At 63.4% G+C, this 24,196-nt stretch carries 23 protein-coding genes and 1 pseudogene; 14 read left to right on the top strand and 10 right to left on the bottom strand.

Annotated features, from left to right (window positions below; genetic code table 11):
• Positions 1–99 precede the first annotated feature (99 nt).
• On the bottom strand, positions 100–750 hold the full coding sequence (ribA, locus tag BXE_RS28705; RefSeq protein WP_035516591.1) for a GTP cyclohydrolase II: 651 nt from the start codon (positions 748–750) through the stop codon (positions 100–102).
• Positions 751–1,021: 271 nt separating this feature from the next.
• Between ribA and BXE_RS28700 the strand changes: the two genes are divergently transcribed.
• Entirely contained in the window at positions 1,022–1,465 is a 444-nt protein-coding gene (locus BXE_RS28700; RefSeq protein WP_007177032.1) for a CBS domain-containing protein, read from the top strand.
• 400 nt (positions 1,466–1,865) lie between these two features.
• Here the strand turns inward: BXE_RS28700 and BXE_RS28695 are convergent, their stop codons facing one another.
• Positions 1,866–2,210: a DUF4148 domain-containing protein gene (locus BXE_RS28695; protein ID WP_011491628.1), complete on the bottom strand. Its 345-nt coding sequence runs from the start codon at positions 2,208–2,210 to the stop codon at positions 1,866–1,868.
• A 281-nt stretch (positions 2,211–2,491) separates the two neighbouring features.
• Complete coding sequence (locus BXE_RS28690) at positions 2,492–3,133, bottom strand: DNA-3-methyladenine glycosylase (protein ID WP_011491627.1); 642 nt, start codon at positions 3,131–3,133, stop codon at positions 2,492–2,494.
• A 416-nt stretch (positions 3,134–3,549) separates the two neighbouring features.
• Between BXE_RS28690 and BXE_RS28685 the strand changes: the two genes are divergently transcribed.
• Together BXE_RS28685 and BXE_RS28680 are read left to right on the top strand one after the other, a co-directional pair.
• Positions 3,550–3,906, top strand: coding sequence for a BON domain-containing protein (locus BXE_RS28685; protein ID WP_011491626.1), 357 nt, complete (start codon positions 3,550–3,552; stop codon positions 3,904–3,906).
• 471 nt (positions 3,907–4,377) lie between these two features.
• A complete protein-coding gene (locus BXE_RS28680) occupies positions 4,378–5,460 on the top strand; it encodes a calcium:proton antiporter (protein ID WP_011491625.1) in 1,083 nt (360 codons plus the stop codon).
• Positions 5,461–5,469: 9 nt separating this feature from the next.
• Here BXE_RS28680 and BXE_RS28675 read toward each other — a convergent pair whose 3' ends face one another.
• Positions 5,470–6,363 carry a LysR substrate-binding domain-containing protein gene (locus BXE_RS28675; protein WP_011491624.1) on the bottom strand — a complete coding sequence of 298 codons (894 nt, stop codon included), beginning with the start codon at positions 6,361–6,363 and terminating at the stop codon, positions 5,470–5,472.
• A gap of 525 nt (positions 6,364–6,888) precedes the next feature.
• Between BXE_RS28675 and BXE_RS28670 the strand changes: the two genes are divergently transcribed.
• The 7 genes from BXE_RS28670 to BXE_RS28640 all read left to right on the top strand — a co-directional run bounded on the left by BXE_RS28670 (position 6,889) and on the right by BXE_RS28640 (position 13,354).
• Positions 6,889–7,983, top strand: a complete 1,095-nt coding sequence (locus tag BXE_RS28670; protein WP_011491623.1) for an ABC transporter substrate-binding protein — start codon at positions 6,889–6,891, stop codon at positions 7,981–7,983.
• A complete protein-coding gene (locus BXE_RS28665) occupies positions 7,980–8,951 on the top strand; it encodes an ABC transporter permease (protein ID WP_011491622.1) in 972 nt (323 codons plus the stop codon). The genes BXE_RS28670 and BXE_RS28665 overlap by 4 nt, the downstream gene beginning before the upstream one ends.
• Entirely contained in the window at positions 8,948–9,850 is a 903-nt protein-coding gene (locus BXE_RS28660; protein WP_011491621.1) for an ABC transporter permease, read from the top strand. Before BXE_RS28665 ends, BXE_RS28660 begins: the two co-directional genes overlap by 4 nt.
• Positions 9,851–9,905: 55 nt before the next feature.
• A complete protein-coding gene (locus BXE_RS28655; RefSeq protein ID WP_011491620.1) occupies positions 9,906–10,979 on the top strand; it encodes an ABC transporter ATP-binding protein in 1,074 nt (357 codons plus the stop codon).
• Positions 10,980–11,055: 76 nt separating this feature from the next.
• Positions 11,056–11,880, top strand: coding sequence for a transporter substrate-binding domain-containing protein (locus tag BXE_RS28650; protein WP_011491619.1), 825 nt, complete (start codon positions 11,056–11,058; stop codon positions 11,878–11,880).
• Between the two features lie 68 nt (positions 11,881–11,948).
• Positions 11,949–12,695 (top strand): amino acid ABC transporter permease, encoded by a 747-nt coding sequence (locus tag BXE_RS28645; RefSeq protein ID WP_011491618.1) that lies wholly within the window; start codon positions 11,949–11,951, stop codon positions 12,693–12,695.
• A gap of 2 nt (positions 12,696–12,697) precedes the next feature.
• A complete protein-coding gene (locus BXE_RS28640) occupies positions 12,698–13,354 on the top strand; it encodes an amino acid ABC transporter permease (protein ID WP_007177020.1) in 657 nt (218 codons plus the stop codon).
• 99 nt (positions 13,355–13,453) lie between these two features.
• On the opposite strand, the gene BXE_RS28635 is transcribed toward BXE_RS28640, so the two are convergent.
• Genes BXE_RS28635 through BXE_RS28625 form a run of 3 tightly spaced genes read right to left on the bottom strand, consistent with a single transcriptional unit; the run spans position 13,454 to position 17,467 of the window.
• The gene (locus BXE_RS28635; RefSeq protein ID WP_011491617.1) at positions 13,454–14,746 is read right to left on the bottom strand and encodes a c-type cytochrome; all 1,293 of its coding nucleotides are present in this window, start codon (positions 14,744–14,746) and stop codon (positions 13,454–13,456) included.
• An 11-nt stretch (positions 14,747–14,757) separates the two neighbouring features.
• The gene (locus BXE_RS28630; protein ID WP_011491616.1) at positions 14,758–17,010 is read right to left on the bottom strand and encodes a xanthine dehydrogenase family protein molybdopterin-binding subunit; all 2,253 of its coding nucleotides are present in this window, start codon (positions 17,008–17,010) and stop codon (positions 14,758–14,760) included.
• A 1-nt stretch (position 17,011) separates the two neighbouring features.
• Positions 17,012–17,467: a (2Fe-2S)-binding protein gene (locus BXE_RS28625; RefSeq protein WP_011491615.1), complete on the bottom strand. Its 456-nt coding sequence runs from the start codon at positions 17,465–17,467 to the stop codon at positions 17,012–17,014.
• A 404-nt stretch (positions 17,468–17,871) separates the two neighbouring features.
• Here BXE_RS28625 and BXE_RS28620 point away from each other — a divergent pair.
• Positions 17,872–18,271, top strand: a pseudogene (locus BXE_RS28620) (hypothetical protein).
• A gap of 375 nt (positions 18,272–18,646) precedes the next feature.
• Positions 18,647–19,465: an alpha/beta fold hydrolase gene (locus BXE_RS28615; RefSeq protein WP_011491613.1), complete on the top strand. Its 819-nt coding sequence runs from the start codon at positions 18,647–18,649 to the stop codon at positions 19,463–19,465.
• Positions 19,466–19,475: 10 nt separating this feature from the next.
• Here BXE_RS28615 and BXE_RS28610 read toward each other — a convergent pair whose 3' ends face one another.
• Both BXE_RS28610 and BXE_RS28605 read right to left on the bottom strand, forming a co-directional pair.
• Positions 19,476–20,465, bottom strand: a complete 990-nt coding sequence (locus BXE_RS28610; RefSeq protein WP_011491612.1) for a peptidoglycan DD-metalloendopeptidase family protein — start codon at positions 20,463–20,465, stop codon at positions 19,476–19,478.
• 505 nt (positions 20,466–20,970) lie between these two features.
• Positions 20,971–21,387: a hypothetical protein gene (locus BXE_RS28605; RefSeq protein WP_011491610.1), complete on the bottom strand. Its 417-nt coding sequence runs from the start codon at positions 21,385–21,387 to the stop codon at positions 20,971–20,973.
• A 386-nt stretch (positions 21,388–21,773) separates the two neighbouring features.
• Between BXE_RS28605 and BXE_RS47930 the strand changes: the two genes are divergently transcribed.
• Both BXE_RS47930 and BXE_RS28600 read left to right on the top strand, forming a co-directional pair.
• Entirely contained in the window at positions 21,774–21,908 is a 135-nt protein-coding gene (locus tag BXE_RS47930; protein WP_267886391.1) for a hypothetical protein, read from the top strand.
• 216 nt (positions 21,909–22,124) lie between these two features.
• On the top strand, positions 22,125–22,424 hold the full coding sequence (locus BXE_RS28600; protein ID WP_216668838.1) for a hypothetical protein: 300 nt from the start codon (positions 22,125–22,127) through the stop codon (positions 22,422–22,424).
• 110 nt (positions 22,425–22,534) lie between these two features.
• Here the strand turns inward: BXE_RS28600 and BXE_RS28595 are convergent, their stop codons facing one another.
• A complete protein-coding gene (locus BXE_RS28595) occupies positions 22,535–23,695 on the bottom strand; it encodes a porin (protein ID WP_011491607.1) in 1,161 nt (386 codons plus the stop codon).
• Positions 23,696–24,196 lie beyond the last annotated feature (501 nt).

Below are 24,196 nucleotides of genomic sequence, written 5' to 3'. Positions count from 1 at the left end.
GCCGCATGATATTGACGAACCCACTGCTACAGCGCCGGCCGCCGTTCACTGTTCACGTTCACTGTTCACGAACGGCGGCAGCCGGTGCTTGCGCATCGCTCATTCGTTTTCGTCGAAGTAATGCCCGAATTTGACCTGCTTCGTGCGGATATACCGCTCGTTTTCCTCGCGCATCGGGATCGCCAGCGCGACCCGCTCGCACACCGGAATGCCGTGCTTGGACAGCGTGTCGAACTTCTCCGGATTGTTGCTCATGAGCCGCACCGACGTGACCTTCAGCGTGCGCAGAATGCCCGCGGCCGAATCATATTCGCGCGAGTCGTCCGGCAAGCCGAGGTCGAGATTCGCCTCGACGGTGTCGCGCCCCTGCTCCTGCAGCGCATACGCGCGGATCTTGTTCGACAGGCCGATGCCGCGCCCTTCGTGGCCGCGCAGATACAGCAGCACGCCGCAGCCTTCCGCCGCGATGTAGCGCAGCGCGAGGTCGAGCTGCTCGCCGCAGTCGCAGCGGTACGAGCCGAGCACGTCGCCGGTGAGGCACTCCGAATGCAGGCGCGTCAACACGGACGATTTGTTGGCGACGTCGCCCATCACGAGCGCGAGATGTTCGGCGCCGCTCTCGCACACGCGAAACACGTAGGAAGTGAATGTGCCGTAACGCGTGGGAAGCGTGGCGGTGGCGTCGAGAACGACGCATTCGCCGTTGAGTGCGCCGTCTGCTGCGGGCGACGGATCGTGAGACGTGAGCATGGCGTTAGACAGTGGTGCTGACATGAACCCGATCAAACCGGGGATAAGGTACGGACTGGGGAGTTTACCGCTAATCGGCGTCCCGCACCCGTATGCCCTTGCGCGCGGCACAAAACCGTCGCCGCCGCGCAGCGCTACCCGAGTTGAACGTTGCGCGCGCCACAGTTATTCCCTGGGTACTGCAGCGGCGCGTCGCGCCTATACTGGAATGGCCTGTCCCTCACGACAGCGCGCCGCGCCGGCGTGCTGCACTGCGAAACGGAGCCGCTCCATGACAAGCGTTGCACAGCTTCTTAAAACGAAACCGAACAACACCACGGTTTTCACCGTCGGGGCCGACGATTCCGTCTACGACGCGATCAAGCTGATGGCCGAAAAAGGCATCGGCGCGCTGGTCGTCACGGACGGCGACAGCATCGCGGGAATCGTCACGGAGCGCGATTATGCGCGCAAGGTCGTATTGCTGGACCGTTCGTCGAAGGCCACGCCGGTGCGCGACATCATGAGCAAGGCCGTGCGCTTCGTACGCCCCGACCAGACCACCGACGACTGTATGGCCCTCATGACCGAGCGGCGCATGCGCCACTTGCCGGTGATCGAGAATGACCGGCTGGTCGGCATGGTATCGATCGGCGATCTGGTGAAGAACATCATTGCCGAACAGCAGTTCACCATTCAGCAGCTCGAGTTCTACATTCACGGCGAGCGGCCCTGACCTCGACGCATGCCGTGGCACGGGGTGCGCGAAAAAAGCCCAATCCGTGAAACGGTTGGGCGAAGCTACCTTGCGGCAGCGGAGGTTTCTTGAATTGTGGGCCACGCGATTTACGCGGCGCAGCGGCACTGGGACGCGCGCGGCGCTGCCGGGACACGTCGCGCTCACCTTGGACCTGCTGTCTGAATCCGGGCGTGCCGCGCCGTTCGGCGCGCACGCAACTTACTGCTTCACTTCACACGACTTAAGGCTCTGACTCCGAGCGGCTGCGAGGCGCGCTTCTATCAATCCGTGCCCGTGCGCCTCGCCGCGATCAGCGGGCCTGTCAAGCAAGCACCCCGCTCGGGCCCGCGAGGTGCCTGAACGAGCCGGCCTTGAAAACCCGGCTTGGCTTACTGGCTTAGTTACCGAAATACACCGAGCGCGGGCCCGACATCGGCTGAACCACGCCACCGGCTTGCGACGAACCGCTCCTCGCGCCACCGTAACCGCTGGTGTCGGCAACCGGTTCCTGGGTTTGCGCGACGGCCGGGTTCTGCGCCTGCACGCGACTTTCAGCGGCCTGAATATCGGCCGGATACGTCGGGTCGTTGGAGGTCGCCGGGTTATAGCCGGCATGTTCCAACTGGATCAGATCCTGGCGAACTTCCGCGCGGGTAACGGGTTGTTGGCTCGACTGAGCAAAAGAAGCGATAGGAGCGGCGAGAACGGCTGCAATAGCAACTGCTTTAATGAGCGATTTCATGATGACTTACCTCCATAATGGTTTTATTTGCTTCGCTTATCACACCGTGTGAGAAGCGAGTGATTTCAGTCTAGTCACCAGATCGCCAAGGGAAAACCCTTGATTTCGAGATAGATAATTGTCGTAATCGCAAGAATGGTCCGTAAATTACCTCAGGAACTTATTCAAGTAGCATTGTTGGCGTAATAATTGTCGGGATCGTAACGCTTTGTGTCTAACGTTTCAAAAACTCGTCCGGGTGGGGTCCTTTTTGCCGCGGCGCGCCCCGCCGCGGGTCAAATTTACGCCCGCGTTCGCGCACCCGGTTGGGGCGTCAGCAGAAGCTTTCTCGGCCCGCTGACAAACGCGCTGCCGGGCTCGAAAAACCGCAGCGGCCGGTGCATCTCGCGCGACAGACCAATGCGTGTCGTGACGCCCACCAGCGTTTCGCCCCGCTCCAGAACGCCGATCCACAAATCGCGCCCCGCGCACAGGTCGAGGCCGTCGAACGCCTGGCCGATGCCGAGCGCCGTGGTGAGCCGGCCGGGTCCTCGAGCGAGGTCTCGCAGCGGCACGCCGGGCCGCCGCGCTTCCATCAGCGGCAAGCCTTCGAGCGGCTCGATCGCGCGAAACAGGATGCCGGCGCCGACATCCTCCGCCTCGGCCGACATGTTGAGCATGTACGAGAGCCCGTAAGTCAGCCGCACATACGCATGACCGCGAGCAAGAAACAATGAACCGTTATACGGACGCCGGCCGATAAATGCATGGCTCGTCGAATCGCCGACGGGATACGCCTCGGTTTCCACGATCCGCCCGCTCATGCGCCCTTCCGGTAAATCGCGGACGAGGTATTTGCCGATCATGAAACGCGCGAGTTCGACGGTATCGAGCGGTAATTCGTCACGAAGCAATGGCACGATAGGGAGTTGCTGATTCCGCATGCGGCAGGCCTTATCTTTAAAGCATATGGAGCAGGAATTGAAAAGCCGGTAAGCGGGATGCAATACGTCCGGCCCTCCGGTAGAACCGTCTTACCCGCGAATAAAGCAATGCGCGCCTGATATCAAGCGATACGACGCCATCAGCCTGTTTTCATCGGCCCATTCGTTGTACCAAAACCTCACTTGCGCCGTACTGCCATCACCATGGCACTAATTGGAGTATCGTGTGTTTCCGGCCTGCAGCACAGCCTTTGCCGGCTCGCGTGTGTTTCGGCCCGCCCGAATCAGCGTATGGATTGAAAGCATTCGCACGATCCGCAGCACCGTTCCATTCAGATTTGATCCCGATGTACCTGCTGGTGTAGCGCAACGCCCCATTCCGGGGGTGTGTACCCATGACAATAGGAGAGAGTTGAATGAAAGCATTTCCGGCAATCAAGATGATCGGCGGCGCGCTGATCGTTCTCGCGTCCCTCAATGCTTATGCACAAAGCAGCGACGCCGCGGCCCCGGCCGCCGCATCGGCTACGCCGTCGGCCAAACAGACCAAGGCGGCCAACCGCGCGCTGGGACGCAAAGTCCGCAGCGCACTGTCGAAGACCAAGGGTCTGAGCGTGTCGAACATCACCGTGCGTGCGCGTGGCGGCGCAGTGACGCTGGCCGGCACCGTGCCCGAACAGGGGCAGGTCGATCTGGCCACCCAGGCGGCGCAAGGCGTGGCCGGCGTGACCTCGGTCAAGAACGCCCTGACCATTCGTCCGGTCGGCCAGTAAGCGGGTGAACCGGGTGTAACGACATAACCGGGCGCCAGTGGTCCCGTCAGGGGACGCTGGCGCCTTCGTCCGCTCCCGGCGTTCACCGGTCGGCGCGCACCGCAGGTAGCCCGCCACATCAAGGTGATGTGCCCAGCCAGTCCCACGTCGGGCCAAAGAATTCCCACACACCTCAATCGCCGTACATTAGCGACGCGCGAGTCGCTTGCCAGCCACCGCAATTCTGCGTGATCCGATCCATCGCACAAGCTGTCGCCATTTGCGTTACAGGATGCCGGACGCTCCGGCTTATCTTCATCAAGCTTCCAGAATCGACAACATACCATCCGTCAATTACCCTTATAATTTAATGCGTTAAAGCGCATTCCTTATAAGTTACCTGAACATTCAGCCGTGCATCAGACCGGAACGGATGTCGTCCGGGCCTGCCGTACCATCCAATACAAGCACAAGCATCAGAAGGAAGCCCGAATGACCACGCCCGCGACCGTTCTGCCCCGCTGGACCATTGCCGTGCCGTTCGTCGCGTGGATCGTGCTCGGCATCGCGTATGCCATGCCGGGCCACGGCCTGCTGCTCGCGCTGGTCGGCGTGGCGCTGTGCGCCGCCGTCTTCACGGCGGTGCACCACGCGGAGGTGGTCGCGCATCGCGTCGGCGAGCCGTTCGGCACGCTGGTGCTGGCGGTGGCGGTCACCGTGATCGAGGTGGCGCTGATCGTCTCGGTCATGCTCACGTCCGGCCCGGAGAAAGCCGGTCTGGCGCGCGACACGGTGTTCGCCGCGGTAATGATCGTCTGCAACGGGATTGTGGGCCTTTGCCTGCTGGTGGGCGGCATCCGGCATCGCGAGCAGGATTTTCAGAGCCGTGGCGCTTCGGCGGCGCTGGCTGTGCTCGCCTCCCTGTCCATCCTGACGCTCGTCATGCCGAACTACACGACGACCAGTGTGGGTCCGGTCCTGTCGTCTTCGCAGTTGGCGTTCGCCGGGATGTCGTCGCTGGTGCTGTATGGCGTATTCGTGTTCGTGCAGACCGTGCGCCATCGCGATTACTTCCTCGCCGCCACGCCGGATGAAAGCGTCCACGCCGCACCGCCGACCGCCGGCGAGGCGCTGGCGGCCGCCGGCTTGCTGCTGGTGTGCCTCGTCGCGGTGGTGCTGCTCGCCAAGGTGCTCTCGCCGGTGGTCGAAACCGCGGTCCGGAATGCGGGCGCGCCGGCGGCCGTGGTCGGCATCGTGATCGCCGCACTGGTGCTGCTGCCCGAAGGGCTTGCCGCCGTGCGCGCGGCGCGTGCCGATCGCTTGCAGAACAGCCTGAATCTCGCGCTCGGCTCGGCGCTTGCCAGTATCGGCCTGACTATTCCGACGGTCGCCGGGGTGTTTCTGTACACCGGTCAGCCGCTCGTGCTCGGGATCGACGGCAAGGAAACCGTGCTCCTCGTTCTCACGCTGATAGTCGGCACGCTCACGCTCAGCAGCGGCCGCACGACAATTCTGCAAGGCGCCGTGCATCTGTCGCTGTTCGCGGCGTACCTGTTTCTCTCGTTCGCGCCCTGAGTCGGCGGACTACTCCTCCCAGTGCGCCGCGATCCAGTCGCGAAACAGATTCAGCTTCTGCTGATGCGCGACCGAGTCCGGATAGACGAAGTAATAGCGCCAGCCGGTCTTGAGCACCGTATCGAACGGTCGCACGAGGCGCTTGGCGGCCACGTCCTCGTCGATCAACGCAAGGTCGCTGATCGCGACGCCGAAGCCCTGCAGCGCGGCGTTGGTCGCCATATCGAGCGTGTCGAAGCTCGGGCCGTGTTCGGCGTCGATGACCGGCGCGTTCGCGGCGCCCATCTCGGTCACCCTGGCCAGCCACATTTTCCAGTCGCGATGGTCGCGTGTGGGGTGCAGCAGCGTATGGCGCGCGAGGTCGGCCAGTTCGGCCAACGGCTTGTCCTTCAGCAGATCGGGCGCGCACACGGGCGTCAGACGCTCCTCGAACAACGGCACGGCCTGCACGTCCGCGCCAGGCGAGGAGCCGTAGATGATCGCGGCGTCGAACGGTTCGAGCTGGAAATCCACATCGTGCTGCCACGTGGTCGTGATCTGCACATGCAACTCGGGATACTCGGCCTGGAAGCGCATGATCTTGGGCAGCATCCAGCGCATCACGCAGGTCGGCACTTTCAGCGCGAGATCGGTTCGCTGCCGTGTCAGGCGCAGCGAAATTTCCTCGATGCGCGCGAAGCTCTCCTTCACGGCCGGCAGCAGCAATTCCCCTTCGGCGGTGAGCGTCAGGCCTTTCGCATGGCGTTTGAAGAGCGGAAACTTGTAGTAGTCCTCGAGCGCGATGATTTGCCGGCTCACCGCGCCTTGCGTGAGGCACAAGTGGTCGGCGGCGCGCGTGAAACTGCGATGTCGCGCCACCGTTTCGAAAATCTGCAGCGCATTGAGCGGCGGTAGGCGTCGCATCGGTCTATCCGGGATCAGAAAAAATCATTGGTGGACGTGATGGCATGGATGGTCGTAAACCGCCGAAATGCCGCCAGAGCCCACAGGATACGCGATCACAAATTGACTGACGACAAGGCAGCGGCTAAGCGCTCATGCATTCGGCTCATGCCGCTGCCGGGACTCGAAACCTGCGAAGCCGCTATGCACCGATACAGGGCAAAACATGTCCGAAGCCGCACCAGAACCGAGCTTTCCTCATACCTCCGCATGACTGCGAGGCTTCGGTAAAAGATGGACGTTAACCCGCATGCGCTACTGCCTCGGCGCTCCCGCCGCCTGAACGGCGTGCGCCATCCCGGTCGCGCGACGGCATACGCATGAGCTTACGTCATGCGCTCCATGCGCATATTTCGTTTGTTGAGGGATTTTGACAAACCTAGAGTGCATCCACACGCAGCGCAAGCAGGCAACGCAATCACGCGATGCAACGGCAGCGGTCACACGATTCCATCAGGCAACAGGCGTTCAACACAGGAGACCGCCATGCAAGAGATCAAACGGGGTAGAAGGCAGGCCATCAAGACGATCGGCGCTGCACTCGCGGCATCCACCTTGCCGATGCCGTTCATCAACCTGCGCGCGCAGGAACACAATTTCAGCGGCAAGACGCTGCGTCTGCTGACCTGGTCGGACGACACGGGCGCCGCCGCGTTGCGCAACATCGCCGCCACGTTCACGGCGAAAACCGGCGCCAAAGTGATCGCCGACCGCGCCGACGGCACCTCCGGCATGGTCGCCAAGGTGAAGGCCGCGGGCGACCGCCCCACCTACGACGTCATCACGTTAGCCGGCGTCGGCGCGTCCGGTCTCGGCGACGCCGGCCTGCTGATGAAGCCCGACCTGGACAAACTGCCGAACCTGAAGGACGTCGCGCCGCAGTACCGCACGGGCGCGAACGGCTTCGGCGTCGGCTATCTGCTGTGGTCGGACGGGCTGATCTACAACACGTCGACGGTCAAGACCGCGCCGGCGTCCTACGAAGCGCTGTGGGATCCCAAGTACGCCGGCCGGCTGTTCCTGCCGCCGCCCGAATGGGCCGAAGCGGTCGACCTCGCGATCATCGCCGCGAAGATGAACGGCGGCTCGCAGCAGAACATCGAGCCGGGCTTCAAGAAGCTGATGCAACTGAAAGACCGCGTGATGACGCTCGGCGAGAACCCGAACCAGGTGGCCGATCTGTTCCGCACCGGCTCGCTCGATATCGGCGGCATCTATTCGCCGGCGTTCTTCCCCGACCAGATCCGCAAGCCCGAGTACAAGATGGGCGTGACCTACGGCATGAAAGAAGGCTTCGCCACGCAACTGATGTTCACGGTGATCCCCAAGTCGCATCCGGGCGACAGCGATCTGATCCACGCCTTCATCAACCATTCGCTCGACGCGGGCGTGCAAGGCCGCATGGCCGCCGACGTGCTGAACGGCCCGGTCAATTCGAAAGCGGTGATTCCCGCCGAGAGCCGCGCGTTCGTGCCGAGCCCGCGGCAGATCGCCGAGAAAGCCGTGTTGCATGACGACAAGGCGCTCGCCGTCGTGCAGCCTGCGTGGATCAAGCGTTACACCGAAATCTTCGCGGCATGACAGCGATGCTCGCGCGCTTTTCGCGGCGTGCCTCATCGGCGTCCGGCACAGTGCCGGACGCCGGGTCCTCTGACGTCCCCAACGTACCTCACGTGCCCGACGCGCCTGCCGCCACCGCGATGGAAAAAGCGCGCCCGTGGCTGCTGCTCGCGCCGATCCTGCTGTTTCTCGCCATTCTCGGTGCGGCCGCGCTGATCGTGCTGCGCATGAGCTTCGGCACGCAAGGCAACGAGTGGCGCGGCTTCACGCTGCAAAACTACGCGGACCTGCTCGACGGCTACTTCATGAAGTCGTTGTGGCTGACATTGAAGCTCGCATTTCAAAGCATGATCTGCGCGGTGCTGCTGGCGATTCCCGTCGCCCTGGCGATGGCGCGCACGAAGTCGCGGCTCGCCCGGCGCCTCCTGCTGGCCGGTGTGCTGCTGCCGCTGCTCGTCAATCTGCTGCTGCAAGGCTATGGCTGGCTGATCATTCTCGGGCCGGCCGGGCTGCTCAATCACGCGCTGCTCGGCAGCGGCCTCGTGCAACGTCCGTTGATGTGGCTGTACCGCGAAAACGGCGTGCTGCTCGGCCTGATCCAGACCGCGTTTCCGCTCGCCGTGCTGCCGCTTTCGAGCGCGATGCGCGCGGTCTCGAGCACTTACGAAGAAGCCGCCGCCACGCTCGGCGCGACGCGCTGGCAAACGCTGCGCCACGTGCTGCTGCCGCTCGCCATGCCCGGCCTCGTGTCCGGCGCGCTGCTGGTGTTCGCGTATAACGCGAGCGCGTTCGCCGTGCCGCTGCTGCTCGGCGGACGACGCGTGCCGATGCTCGCCGTGCTGGTTCACGATCAGGTCGCGCCGCTGCTGAACTGGCCGGCGGCCTCCGCCTCGGGCGTGGTGCTGATGGTCGCCACGCTGACCGTGATGGCGCTGTCGCAGCGCCTCGTGCGCCGCACGCAACGTCTTGCCGAGGAGCCGCACACATGAGCACGCCGATTCAAACCGCGCAAACGGCGCAAGCCGCGCGCTTGCAGCAGCGCCCGCCCCGCGCGCCGCGTCTGCCGGCCACCATGCCCGGCCAGCTCGGCAAGGCCACCGCCCTGCTCGCGGCGATTGTTCTGTTTCTCGCCGCGCTGCCGATCCTCACGATGATCACCATGTCGTTCAGCGCGGCCGACACCCTCGAATTCCCGCCGCACGCGTACGGCCTGCACTGGTATCGCGCCGCGTGGCACAGCTTCGTCTCGCCGGACGCGAGCGACTCGTTGTCGATGGGCGCCGCGTTGACCACGAGCCTGATCGTCGCGCTCTCGACGATGGTGATCGCCACGCTCGTCTCGGTGCCCGCCGCTTACGCGTTGAGCCGCTACCGTTTTCGCGGCAAGCCCGCGGTGGAACAGCTGGTCGCGCTGCCGCTCGTCTACCCGCTCGTGATGCTCGGCCTGTCGCTGCTGCTGGTGTTCAACGTGCTGCCCATCGAGCTCGGCGTGTTCCGCCTGATCATCGCGCACGTGATTCTGGCGCTGCCGTTTACCGTGAAGAATTGCGCGGCGTCGGTCGCCGCCATCGGCCCGGAGTTCGAAGAGGCCGCCTGCGTGATGGGCGCGAGTCCCGGCCGCGCGCTCGTCGACGTGATCCTGCCGCTGATGCGCCCCGGCATTCTCGCCGGCATGCTGTTCGCGTTCATCATCTCCTTCAACGAATTCACGGTGACGTTCTTCCTCTACGGCATCGACACGATGACGCTGCCGGTGTGGCTCTACAGCCGCACGGTGTCGTCGCTCGATCCGACCGTGTTCTGTTTCGCCGTGTTCATCGTCGCGATCGACTTCGCGCTGATCTGGCTGCTCGAAAAGCTGATCGGCGACGAAGGCGTCGCGCTGTGACCGTATTGCGTGAACCCGCGCGCTCATGAATGACGCCCCCTTGCTGGAGCCTCCGATGACCCATTTAACGTTGCAGGCCGTGACCCGGCGCTTCGGCGCGGCCCATGCCGTGGACAGCGTCGATCTGAGCGTGCCCGACGGCAAGCTGGTGTGCTTTCTCGGCCCGTCCGGCTGCGGCAAGACCACGCTGCTGCGGATGATCGCCGGCCTCGAAACGCCGACCTCGGGCAGCATCCATTTCGCCGGACGCGACATCACGCGGTTGCCCGCGAATCAGCGCGACTTCGGCATGGTGTTCCAGTCTCTCGCGCTGTTTCCGCACATGACGGTCGCGCAAAACGTCGCTTATCCGCTGAAGCTGCGCAAGACCACGAAGGAGCAGCAGACGCGGCGCGTAGCCGAACTGCTGGAACTGATCCAGTTGCCGCACATGGCCAACCGCCCGGTCACGCAACTCTCCGGCGGCCAGCGCCAGCGCGTGGCGATTGCGCGCGCGATCGCGTCGCAGCCGAAACTGCTGCTGCTCGACGAACCGCTTTCCGCGCTCGACGCCAAGCTACGCGAAGCGATGCAGGTGGAGATCCGCCTGCTGCAACAGCGTCTGGGCATCACGACGATCATGGTCACGCACGATCAGCGCGAAGCCATGACGATGGCCGACGAGATCGTCGTGATGGAGAAAGGCCGCATCGCCCAGGTCGGCAAGCCGCTCGACATCTACCGCGATCCGGTCAGCGAATTCGTCGCCGACTTCATCGGTCTGGGCAATATCCTGCCGGTCACGTACGATGGCGCGGGCGGCGTGAGCCTGCCCGGCGGCCGGCGTATCAGCGTCGCGCAGCCGGCGCGCGTGCCGGCCTCCAGCAGCGACATCCGTCTGCTGATCCGCCCGGAAGACGTGTGCGTGAAAGCCGCGTCCGACGCGGCGGGCCCGAACCGGCTGGCAGGCACCGTCACGTTCATCCGCGACGTGGGCGCCTCGCTCGAAGCGACCATCGACTGTGCCGGCTTCACGCTGACCGCGGCCACCACGCCGCGCGAAACGCCTGGGCTCGCGCTCGGCATGCCGGTGCTCGCGGAACTGCCGCCGCATGCGTGCAAGCTGATCGCCGCGCGCGCCGCACCTTGAATCGAGGCACTGAAGCATCGCTACATCAATCAGATTTGCCCATTCCAATACCGACATTTTCGACAGAGGACACACCATGAACCAGCGCCCCACTGCCCAATCCCGCACCCGCCGGGTGTTCGCCACGCTCGCCGCGACGCTGGCCTTTACCGGCCTCGGCGCGCTGTGCGCGCTGCCGTCGGCCGCGCATGCGGACGCGCTCGACACCATCGCCAAGTCGGGCACGGTGCGCATCGGCGTATTCGAGGACTATCCGCCGTTCGGCTCGATCGGCCCGGACATGAAGCCGATGGGCTACGACATCGACGTCGCCAATCTGATCGGCAAGGCGCTCAACGCCAAGGTCGAACTCGTGCCGGTGACGGGCGACAACCGCATGGCCTACCTCGCTGATCACAAGGCGGACATGCTGCTGTCGGTCGGGCAGACCCCCGAGCGTGAAAAGGTGATCGATTTCTCGCAACCTTATGCGCCCTACTACCTCGCGGTGTTCGGCCCGAAAGCGTTGCCCGTGAAGAACGCCGCCGACCTCGCCGGCAAGTCGATTTCGGTCGCGCGCGGCACGCTGGAAGACCTGAGCGTAACGAAGATCGCGCCGCCCACCGCGAACATCAAACGCTTCGACGATCCTAACGGCGCAATTTCGGCGTTTCTTTCTGGTCAGGTACAGTTGATGGTAGTCGGCAACGACGTCGGCGCCACGATTCTCGCGCGTCATCCGGCCAATGATCCCGAGCAGAAGTTCTCGCTGTTCAGCTCGCCCGATCACGTCGGTTTGAACAAGAACGAGCCGCGTCTGAAGCAGAAGGTCGACGAAACGATTGCCAGGGCCCGCAAGGACGGCACCATGAACGCGATTTCGCAGAAGTGGCTGCGTGCGCCGCTGCCGGCCGATCTCTGAACCTTTTTTTGCGCGGACCGCGAGGCGTGGTCCGCGGCGGAGTCTGACCTCACGATGAGCGCCACGCCATGACCTATGCGTTCGATTTCAGCGGCTTCGGCCTCTATGCGGGGATGCTCGCGCGCGGCGTCGCCGTCACCCTGGGCCTGACGGCCGTTTCCACCGTGCTCGGCGCGATTGTCGGCATTGCCGGTGCGAGCGTGGCGGTGGCCGGACCGAAATGGGCGCGCTGGCTGGTGGCGGGTTATGTGGAACTGATCCGCAACACGCCGTTCATCGTGCAGTTGTTCTTCGTGTTCTTCGGCTTGCCGAGCCTCGGTATCCATATCGACGAAGTGCAGGCCGCGATTCTGGCCATGACCGTCAATCTCGGCGCTTACGCGATCGAGATCGTGCGCGCCGGCATCGATTCGATTTCGCGCGGCCAGGTGCAGGCGGCGCAGGCGCTCGGTCTGCATGGGCGGCAGGTGTTCCGCTATGTCGTGCTGCCGCAGGCCATCGCCAATGTGTTTCCCGCGCTGCTGAGCCAGGTGCTGATCGTGATGCTGGGCTCGGCGGTGGTCTCGCAAATCTCCGTGCCCGATCTCACGTACGCGGCCAACTTTATCCAGTCGCGCAACTTCCGTTCGTTCGAAAGTTACCTGATCATCACCGCGACGTATCTGGTGCTGTCCATCGTATTGCGGCAAATCCTCAACCGGCTCGGCCGCGGTCTGTTCGCGGGCCGGGCGGCGCGCGGCAACGAAAGCGCGCCGCGTAACTGGCGCAACCGCCTGATGTGGCGCGGCGCCCGCACTCTGCCCACGGAGCGTTGATCATGGTCGAATTCACGCTGTGGGACATTGCCCGCAATCTGTTGCTCGCCGCCCGCTGGACCGTGCTGCTCTCGCTGATCGCGTTCGTGGGCGGCGGCATCGTCGGGTTGATTCTGCTCGCCATGCGCGTGTCGCCGATCGCCTGGCTGCGCCGTATCGTCGTGGTGTACGTGGAAGTGTTTCAGGGCACACCGCTGCTGATGCAGCTCTTCCTGGCGTTTTTCGGTTTGCCGCTGCTCGGTGTCGATGTGTCGCCGTGGGTCGCGGCCACCGTCACCCTGACGCTCTATACCAGCGCGTATCTGGTCGACATCTGGCGCGGCTGCGTCGAAGCCGTGCCGCGCGGCCAGTGGGCCGCGGGCGCGAGTCTCGGCATGACGTTCGGCCAGCAGTTGCGCTATATCGTGTGGCCGCAGGCGCTGAAAATCGCAGTGGCGCCGACGGTCGGCTTTCTCGTGCAGGTGGTGAAAAGCACGGCGCTCGCATCGATCATCGGTTTCACGGAATTGACCAAGACAGGCACCATGATCACCAACGCCGCGTTCCGCCCGTTCCCGATCTACGGCATGGTCGCGATGATCTACTTCGCGATGTGCTTCCCGCTCACGTGGTACGCGCGCGTGCTGGAGAAACGGCAGAAGGTCGGCCAGCATCGCTGAGATTCGCTGCGGCGATTGAATGAGAAAAGCGGCAACCGTTGTGCACGGTTGCCGCTTTTCTTTGCATGCCGCCTGACAGACCTGGCAGAACTGGCGGATCTAGCGCGCCGCGTGCGTGGACTTGCGCAACTTCGCGACGTCCTCCGCCGTGACCGCCGGCGCGCCGTTGTTCCACCCGGCCCGCACGAAGGTCAGCACGTCGGCGATCTGCTGGTCGTTGAGCACCGGCGCGTACTTCGGCATCGGATACGGCGCGGGAATGCCGCCGATCACGAGGTCTTCGGTACCGTTGAGCGTCACGTTGATCAGCGACGACGGATCCTTCTCCAGCACGTTCGGATTGCCGGACAACGGCGCCAGCATCGGCGCGAAGCCGCGCCCGTCCACGCCGTGACAGTGCATGCAATACGCCGTGTAGACGCGCGCGCCTTCATTGTCCGCCGGCCGGTTGAGCGACACCTTCGTCGCCTGCGGATCGTACTTGTAAGGCGCCGCACCGCTGCCGCCTGCCGGCGGGAGCGACTTCAGGTACGTCGACATGGCCGCGATGTCCGTGTCGTTCATGCCCTGCGTGCTGTTGTTGATCACGCTGGTCATCGAACCGAACGCGGACGCATGGCGATTCGCGCCGGTCTTCAGGAACGCCTGCAGGTCCTGATCGTTCCAGCGGCCCAGACCCACGTTGTGCTCGCCGGTCAGGTTCGCCGCGAACCAGCCGTCGAGCAGGCCGCCGGTCAGGAACGCGCTGCCGCTTTCATCCAGCGCCTTCTCCTGGAACGCGATGCCGCGCGGCGTATGGCACGAGCCGCAGTGCCCGAGCCCCTGAATCAGATACGCGCCGCGATTCCATGCCACGTCTTTGCCCGGCTTGTCCTGATAGACGCCCTTTTCGAGGAACACCATGTTCCAGAACTTCAGCGGCCAGCGCATGTTCAGCGGCCACTTGATATCCGGCTCGCGGTTCGCCTGCTGCACCGGCGCCACGCCGCTCATGAAATACGCGTACAGCGCCTTCATGTCGTCGTCGTTGACCTTGGCGTACGACGGGTACGGCATGGCCGGATAAAGATTGTGGCCGTCTTTGGCAACGCCTTCGCGCATGGCCCGTGCAAAGTCCTCTTCGGTATAACCGCCGATGCCGGTCTGCTGGTCGGGCGTGATGTTGGTGGTGTAGATCTGGCCCATTGGCGTGGCCATCGGCAGGCCGCCCGCGAACGGCTTGCCCTTCGGCGCCGTATGACAGGCGACGCAATCGCCGACCTTGGCCAGATAGGCGCCGCGTTGCACCAGCGCCGGATCGGCTGACTGCGCGGCCGCCTGCGCCGGCGTCTGCGCAAGCAACGGCAGCGTCACGCACAACGCCGCGCCGAAACCCTTCAGTGTGTTTTTCATGTCGGGCTCCGTTAAGCGGTCTGCAACTGGCTGCCGACCGGCAATTGCCGCAGCCGCTTGCCGGTGGCCGCGAAAATCGCATTGGTCAGCGCGGGCGCGAGCGCCGCCGTGCCGGGTTCGCCGATACCGCCGGGCGCCTCGCTGCTCTTCACGATATGCACCTCGATAGGCGGCGTCTGATCGATCCGCAGCATCCGGTAGTCGGTGAAATTGTTCTGCTCAACGCGGCCGTCCTTGATCGTGATCTCGCTATAGAGCGCCGCCGTGATGCCGAAGATGATGCCGCCCTGCACCTGCGCCTCGACCGTGTTCGGATTGACCACCATGCCGCAATCGACCGCGCACACCACCCGCTTGACCGCCACCTCGCCCTGATCCACCGCGACATCGACGACGATCCCGAAGAAGCTGCCGAACGCATGCATGACCGACACGCCGCGCCCTTGCCCCTTCGGCACCGCGCTGCCCCAGTTCGCTGCCTGGGTGGCGACGTTGAGCACGTTCAGCGCGCGCGGCGTCTTGCCGAGCAGATCCTGACGGTATTTGACGGGATCGACTTTGGCCTGCGCCGCGAGTTCGTCGATGAAACTCTCCACCACGAAAGTGCTGCGTGTCGGTCCCACGCCGCGCCAGAATGCGGTGGGCACCGCATGCGGCTCCTGGCGAACGTAGTCGACCAACTGGTTAGGCAAGTCATACGGCAGGTCCGAAGCGACTTCGACCGCGTCGGGATCGACGCCGTTCCTGAACGCGGGCGGCGCGAACCGCGCGATCACCGACGAACCGACTATGCGGTGCTGCCACGCAACCGGCTTGCTGTTCGCGTCCAGTCCCGCGGAGATCCTGTCGTAGTAGTACGGCCGGTACATGTCGTGCTGAATGTCTTCTTCGCGCGTCCAGACCACCTTCACCGGCGTGGACACCTGCTTGCCGACCTTGACGGCCTGCGTGACCATGTCGAATTCCAGCCGCCGCCCGAAGCCGCCGCCGATCAGATGGTTGTGCACGACAATCTTGTCGGCGGGCAAGCCGGTGACTGCCACGGCGGCGTCCACCACCCGGGTCGGCACTTGCGAGCCGAGCCAGACATCGCAGCCGTCGGGGCGCACATGCACCGTGCAGTTGATCGGCTCCATCGTGGCGTGCGCGAGGAACGGCTGCTGATACACCGCGTCGACGCGCGTCTTGGCATTGCTGAACGCATTGGCGACGTCGCCCTCTTTACGTGCCACCGCGCCGTTGCGCTGCGAGGCGTTGGCGAGATCGTCGACGATCTGCTTCATCGACAGATTCGCGCCCGCGCCTTCGTTCCATTTGATGACGAGTGCCTGCACGCCGCGCTTGGCCGCCCACGTGTGGTCGCCGATCACCGCGACCGCGTTGTCGATCTTGATGACCTGGCGCACGCCCGGAATCTTTTTCGCATTGGTGTCGTCGACGCTGGCGAGCGTGCCGCCGAACACCGGACAGTTCGCGATCGCCGCATAGACCATGTCGGGCACGCGCACGTCGAGCCCGAACAGCGCGGTGCCGTCCACTTTCTCCGGCGAATCGAGACGCTTGACCGCCGTGCCGATCAGCTTGAAGTCTTTCGGGTCCTTGAGCTTGACGTTCTGCGGCGCGGGCAGACTGGCGGCCGCGGTCACCAGCTGGCCATAGCCGATGCTGCGGTTGCTGGCCGCGTGAATCACCTGCCCGGCCTGCGCATGGCAGCTGGCCGGATCCACCTGCCATTGCTGTGCGGCCGCGCTGATCAGGACAGTGCGCGCGGTGGCGCCGGCTTTACGCATCGGCTCCCAGGCATAACGGATCGAGGTCGACCCGCCGGTGAGCTGGCCGCCGAGCAGCGGGTCCATGAAGAGTTTTTCGTTCGGCGGTGCGTGGTCGACGGTAACCGTGTCGAGCGGCACTTCGAGTTCTTCGGCGATCAGCATCGGGATCGACGTATAGACGCCCTGGCCCATCTCCACCTTCGGAATCACCAGCGTGACCTTGCCCGCGGTATCGATCTGGATGAATGCGTTCGGCGCGAATACGCCGCTTTGTGGGGTTTCCACACCGTCGCCGCCGATCACCGATTTGCCGGCCTTCTGATCCTGGCTGGCGGCCGGCATGCTGAAGCCGAGCAGCAGGCCGCCGCCCGCCGCCGCGCCGACTGTCACGCCGAATTTCAGAAAAGTGCGGCGCGACAATCCACCTGCGGCGCGCGCGCCGGCTTTCGACGGCTCTGCGCCGTTCTGTGCATCGAGCAATCCCTGGGACATGTCAGGCCCCCTTCGCGGCTTGCTTGATCGCCGCGCGGATGCGGTTATACGTTCCGCAGCGGCAGATATTGCCGGCCATCGCGGCGTCGATGTCCGCATCGGTAGGATTGGGGTTGCTCGTAAGCAGCGAAGCCGCCGACATCACCTGCCCCGACTGGCAGTAGCCGCATTGCACCACGTCGAGCTGACGCCATGCCTGCTGCACTTTCTGGCCGGCCGGCGTGCTGCCCACCGCTTCGATGGTGGTGATCTTGCGATCGCCGACCGCCGCGGCCGGCAATACGCACGAGCGCACCGCCACGCCGTCGAGGTGCACGGTGCACGCGCCGCATTGAGCTATACCGCAACCGAACTTCGTGCCGGTCAGACCGACCAGATCGCGCAAGACCCACAGAAGGGGCATGTCGGGCGGCGCGTCGACGGTGTGCGTCTGGCCGTTGATATTGAGCGTTGTCATGGGGCGGCTCCGAGTGGGGCTTATTGTTTATCGGGCTGTTTAGAGAGAGACGTCGAACCAAACTGCAAAGACCCGCCGTCTTTATTCGACAAGCCGGACTAATACGCAATGCGGCTTTGCGTTGACTAAAAACGGCAGTTAATGCGCGGCGTGAACCCGCCGGGACTGACCGGCAAATTGTAGCCGCGCATTGAGAAGTGCGTCGCCTCGCCGCACGCCGTCTGCCGGCCGAAACCGTCTCACCGCGCATATTGCATCGCTGAAAACAGATGCGAATCAACGCGTTACCCTTCGCGCACAGGCCCAGGAAGAAAGTGTTCGCGTGATCCGTTAATCTTGTTCAATCAATGCCGTGCGATTTTGTTAGCATGGATCCGGTCTGACTATCGGAAGGAGCAGCCCACATGAACGACTCGCAATGCACCCAATTCCTTTCGGAGATTCGCCGGCCGCTATTGGCGCTGCACAAAGCCATTCTCGATCACGAGCGCGTGGCTTACGAAAAGGAATTCGGCCCCGTCACGCCCGCGGCGTTCCTGCAGGTGCTGATCAACGGTTCGGGTTTTCGCTGGCTCACGCCGCTCTCGACGGTGATTGCGAACGTCGACGAAATTCTCGACGACAAGGAGGCCGATGCCACCCGACCGGATCGCCGCGGCCGAAGCAGTGGCCGGGCTCTTCTCGCCCGACATGCCGAACAATGCGTTCCTGCCGCGCTACCTGCCGCTGCTGCATGCCGATCCGGCCATCCTGCATCATCACGGCCAGGTCACCCAGTTGTTGCGTGGCATCGAATCGAAGTAGCCGGCTCCCGAATTCACTCACCATTGAAAGCGGGCGTTTCGATCCATCCGGAGATGCCCGCTCGTTGGCTTCATAGGGATGCCATTGCCGGATTACCAGGCATTTTCGAATGCCGCCAATCGGGCGAGGCCTATTTTCAAGGCAATTTGTGCGCGATTCGTAAGAGTGCGGATCGCCTGCATGGCTCGTTTGCCACCGAAACAAGTGCGCGGTGAAGCGCCGTTTGAATTTGCCTGGTTTTGCTGAATAAAACAAAGGTGAGCTTCTGCGGGAGCTACTATGAGCATGCTGCGAAGAGCATGCTACGGAAAGGCGCCCTGCATGCTTCACGAAGCCCTGCTAAGGTAAGCAGACTTCCTCGCGACGCTCACCGCCATGCAAAACTGGCCGCTCCCCGAAAGCTACACTTTCCGCGATCAATCCGTGCGCTTCAACGTGACCGGTACCGGTCCGCCGCTGGTGCTGGTTCACGGCACGCCGTTTTCTTCCTATGTGTGGCACCGCATTGCCCCGCATCTCGCACAGACGCGCACGGTCTACTATTACGATCTGCTCGGCTACGGGCAATCCGAACAGCGCGATGCTCAGGACGTTTCGCTCGGCGTGCAGAATGGCTTGCTGGCGGAATTGCTCGCGCACTGGCAATTGAAAAACCCGGACGTCATCGCGCACGATTTCGGCGGCGCGACTTCGTTGCGCGCGCATCTGATCGACGGCTGCGACTATCGCAGTCTCACGCTGATCGATCCGGTGGCAGTGGCGCCGTGGGGCTCGCCGTTCGTGCGGCATGTGCGCGAGCATGGTGACGCGTTCGCCGGACTGCCGCCCTACATCCACGAGGCAGTGGTGAAGGCGTATGTACGCGGCGCGATCGCGCGCGAGATTACGGATCACGAACTCGCGCCTTATGTGACGCCGTGGCTCGGCACAACGGGCCAGGCCGCGTTCTACCGGCAGATCGCGCAGATGGATCAGCGCTACACCGACGAGGTCGAAGCACGCTATCCGCAGTTGCGCTGTCCGGTGCAGATTCTGTGGGGCGAAGAGGATCAGTGGATTCCGCCGGCGCGCGGCCGTCAACTGGCCGCGGCCATACCGGAAGCGCGGTTTCAGCCGGTCCCGAAGGCCGGCCACCTGATGCAGGAAGACGCGCCGGAAGCGATCGTCGCCGCGGCGCTACGGTGGCTGGACTAAGCGCGCGCGCCTAGCCGCGTCCTTGCGGCAGGTACGGCATGGGATCGATCGGCTTGCCGTCGCGGCGCAACTCGAAGCCCAACGACACCCGCGAGTTGTTCTCGTCGCCCATCTCGGCGATCTGCTGTCCCTGCACGACGATATCGCCGGTTTTGACCAGCAGCTTGCGGTTGTGCGAGTAGGCGGTCAGAAAGTCCTTGTTGTGCTGGACGATGATCAGACTGCCGTAGCTGTTCAGGCCCGTGCCGGCGTACATCACCTTGCCGCCGGCAGCCGCCCGCACCGGATCGCCCGGCTTGCCGCTGATTTCGATGCCCCGCGTTTCGCCCGGCTGGAATCCTTCCACCACGCTTCCGCCCGCGGGCCAGGCCAGCGACACGCCACTCGCGTGCCGCGCGGTTTGCTGTGCCACCTCGCGCGCCTCGGCGGCGCTGGGCGCGGGCGACTGTGCAGACTGCGGTTGCGCCGCGCCTGCTGATCCAGCCGATCCTGCCGATCCTGCCGATCCTGCCGATCCGGCCGATGCCGCCGCTGCTTGCTGCGCCGCGCCCGAAGCCGCGGATCCGGACGCCGCGGCGGCCTTCGCGGCCGCATTGGCGGCGTTCACCGCCCGCGCGGTTTCCGGCGAGGCGACGCGCAACACCTGTCCACGCTTCAGCCGCGCGGACGCCTTCAATCCATTCCAGGCCTGCAACTGCCCGACACTGCAATGATGACGCTGCGCGATGCGCGCCAGGGTGTCGCCACGCTTGACGCGATACACCAGCGGCGGCGATTTCTTAAGCGGTGCGCTCTGATCGGCGCCGCTCACGGCCGGCGTTGCCGCCGTCGCGTCCGATGCCGGCGCGCTCGCGGCCGGCACCGCCGACGCAGCCGCTGCGCCTGATGCCGCGCCGGTCTGCGCACCCTGCTGCCCCACATTCGCACATCCACTGACCGCCAGCGCGACCCATACGCCGGCCAGACTGGCCATCATGGTTCTGTCGAAACGCTTTCCCATCTTGTTCGACTCCTGCCTCATTCATTGTCGAGCCGGATGCCGGCTTGCAGCGGCAATGCGCACGCCCGTCCGGCGCGCTGCTCTCCCCGCTACACTGCCGCGCCGCCTCGCGCGGCGCTCATCCCTGCGCTGCCGGCAACCCAACCCTTCGCGTTCACAGCCTGCCGGATAGCCAGGACGCGTCCATACAGCCCGTCAAAACAGCCGATCTTCTGCGAAAAGGGTCAGATTACCGATTAAAATTCAAGCGGAATTGTAAAGTGCGTTTTATAAAAAACGCGCCAACTCACACACTCTGATACAAACCTTACGCACGGCATTGCCGACTTCGCTGCACGCGCAACGTGTCGGGCGACGGCTCGTGGCCGCACCAACGGCTATGCCTCGGCAGCCGCACGATAACGTTTGCTTAACGGCAAAGCGCGGCAAAAACTTGAATCTTCAGTGAAGCAATGGTGACAGTGGCGAGACGATCGTGACGGCGCGATGGGACGGCGACAGCCAGCTAGCTGTAATACTCCCCTTGGTACTTCACGTACCCGACCGGATGATGCGTAAAGTGCAGAACCGGCAGAACAGGGTTGCTATTGTCTTCGGTGGGATAGGCGCTGGCGTCGGGAATGTACTCGCCTTGTGCTTCGATCGGCTGCCCCGCCTGCAATCCGGGAATCTCATGCGCGAGGCCCTCGTTGTCGCCGAAACGCACGGCGACGAACACCTCTGTGCCCACGAGATCTTCCGTACCGCCTTCGAACTTCACGACCGTGTCGATCCGGATGATGAAATGCTGGTGATTGGCACCGTTGTGATTCTCCGGGCTGGCGAATACCTTGCTGATCGTGCCTTGCACGCAGGCCAGCGGCGCGCCCAGCGAATGAACGTAACTGTGATGAGGAAGGATCAGCGTCGCGCGATTGCTCATGAAGTCTCCGTGAAAGGAATCAGCGTTGCCTACAGCGAATCGTATGGCGAGCCGCAAGCCGGCAGCGGCAGCGCGATACCATTTGAGCAGAACACAGCGCATGAGTTCAGCGCGCAAGTCACGGAATACGCGCTGACCGTGCGCCTCCGCGCACCAATGCCGTCGGGCATCGCTTTGCCTCAGTGTGGAATAGCGGATCTGGCACGAACCGCCGTAGTGGCCCCGGACCTATAACGCTTTCCATTTAGTCAGCACGGCGAACTATGTCCGCACTATCGTGATGCCCAGCGCCTCGAACGGCGCGGTCAGCGCCTCGGCCGTGTTCCGTTCGACGACAATCGCGCTGGCCGCCGTCACGTCCGCCAATCGAAGTGCTGGAACTGCCGTTGGAAGAAGCGCTGACGATGATCGGGCGTGGCGAAATCGTCGACGGAAAGACCATCATGCTATTGCAGTACGCCACGCTGAATTTGTCCGGCACCCAGGCGGAACATGGCGAGCGTTCACGTTTTTCGGACTGATCCTATCCGACATTAGGAAAAGGACGATAGGTTGGAGAAGACAATAAAAATATTCTTACGCATCCCATTGAAGTCGACCGGCGGCGCAGTCAATGCGCCGCCGGTTTATCAAATGGGAAACCATTTCCGTCAGAATATTTTTAGTTCGCCGCCTTGACCAGGATGGCGAATCAAGCCGAGGTTCAAGTGGATTCTCTCAGTTCAGCAAACCGCTTCATGAGCGGTTTTTTCTTCGGCACGCTGATTGCCGCCGTTATCATGGTGCTGCTGTGCAATGCCGGTGAATTTTCCCCGTTTATGGCGAAACTGCATGCGCTGGAACAGGTTATCGTAACCGCGCTGATTTCCATCGTGATTGTCGACGCCAAACCCTTGGCCTATAAAACCGTCTGGCGCGAGCGCCGCTGCAGCTTCGTACTGGATGAAGACATTAGCGCAACCCTGCGCGGCCGGACCTTTGGTATTCCATTCGGCGTGATAGTCGGCATTCTGATTCAGAATTACGTGATGAACTGAGTGCCAATCCATTCAATACGCCGCCCGATATTCGCGATCTTCAATTCTCGCGCCGCGGGTGATATTCGATCGCGCGGCGCGGCGATGAAACGAAGTCGGATATATCGCGCCTAGAACTTATGCCGGATCGCCGCCCGCACCACGACCTGCTTCGACGTCGATGAAGGGGACTGCGTGCCGGGCGTGAAGGCCTCGTCGAGAATCGAATAGGTCGAGTCGCCAGTCACCTGCTGATACTCGCCCTGAATGTAGACGTCGGTGCGCTTGGACAGGTTGTAGTCCGCCATCAGGCCGAACGAATGGATTTTCGGCTTCACGCCGCCAGTCGAGGCGTCGAAGGTTTCCATCGAGTACACATACTGCGCGCCGACGAACAGCATCGGCGAGATCTGATACTTGCCGTTCAGTTCGAAGTTCTGATACTTCAGCGAATTCAGCAGCACGCCCGGCGGCACGAGCGGCGTCACGCCGAGATACCCGTTGCCGGTCGGATCCAGATAGTTCGAATTGGTGTAGACGAAACCGGCCGTCGCCGGGCCGAACGTATAGGTAATGCCGCCGCCGAACACACGCATGCGGGCAGCGATGAAGCTGGCGTCGTTCGCCGTGATCGCGCCGTTCGCGCCATTGCCGGGATTGTCGGCCTGCAGATACGCAGCCGCCACCAGCAAGCCGCCATACGCATACTGGCCGCCGAAACTGTACGCGCGATTGTTGGCGAAACCGGTGTCGTTGCTGAAGCTGTAGACACCGCCGAACTGGAAACCGGAAAGCGACGGACTGGTGTACTTGACCGAGTTGTCGAGACGAAACGTGTTGTCCGTGTTGTCGTTATCGTACGGGTGCGAGAACAGCAAGCCGCCCCAACTGCCGTTGGCCGTGGTCTGGGCCAGATAGTCGACCACGGAATCGTACTGGCGGCCGAACGTCAGCGTGCCGTATCGCTCCGCGCTCAAACCCACGAACGCCTGGCGGCCGAACATCCGGCCGCCCTGGTTGAACCGGCCGGAGCTCACGTCGAAACCGTTTTCCAGCTGGAAAATGGCCTTCAGTCCGCCGCCCAGTTCCTCGGCGCCTTTCAGCCCCCAGCGGCTGCCCTGCGCGTCGCCGCTCGCCAGTTCATAGACATGGCCGCGGCCGACATTGTTGGTGTAGTTGATGCCTTCATCGAGCACGCCGTAAAGCGTCACGCTCGTCTGCGCCGAGGCGGACGCGGCAAAAGCGACAGACACAGCGGCGGAGACAGCTAGCGCGAACACTTGCCTGTTCATGAAGATCTCCCTGCACTCGAGCAATGGGACAACTCGATCCGGCCGCTTTTGTTCTGGCGCTTCGTCCGCGAACCAACCGACCCTGACGCGCGCTTTACGGAAATCCTCACACGCCGTTAGGCCGCCGTCCATTGGGTGTGGTGTCGATATCTCAAATTGTTGCGAAATCTCCACTTGGTGCGGCAGCCCCTTTTACCGCGGCCCCCATTGAGGTAAACGGAGCAACGTCACGCGGACTTGAGCCCGGGCAAAGGCCGACGCGCCGCGGCGTTGCGCTGACACTTGCGCAGTCGCGAGCGGATCTGTCACGGAAAGAAATATAATCGAAAGCTTTTTTGCGGCGCCGCAGCGGAACTCCGCCCCCGTTATGGGGGTCATCTTTACGCCTCCTGCAACCGCGCCGCGCCCGGCCCGGCCGGTTGAAAGCGGCGACGCGGATCGCGTATCCGCCGCTGTACCCCAATCCAATTTCAAAAGCCTTGTGAGACGCCCGCCGCGCTG

Source organism: Paraburkholderia xenovorans LB400 (assembly GCF_000013645.1).
GTDB lineage: Bacteria > Pseudomonadota > Gammaproteobacteria > Burkholderiales > Burkholderiaceae > Paraburkholderia > Paraburkholderia xenovorans.
This window is presented reverse-complemented; position numbering and strand designations above follow the sequence as displayed.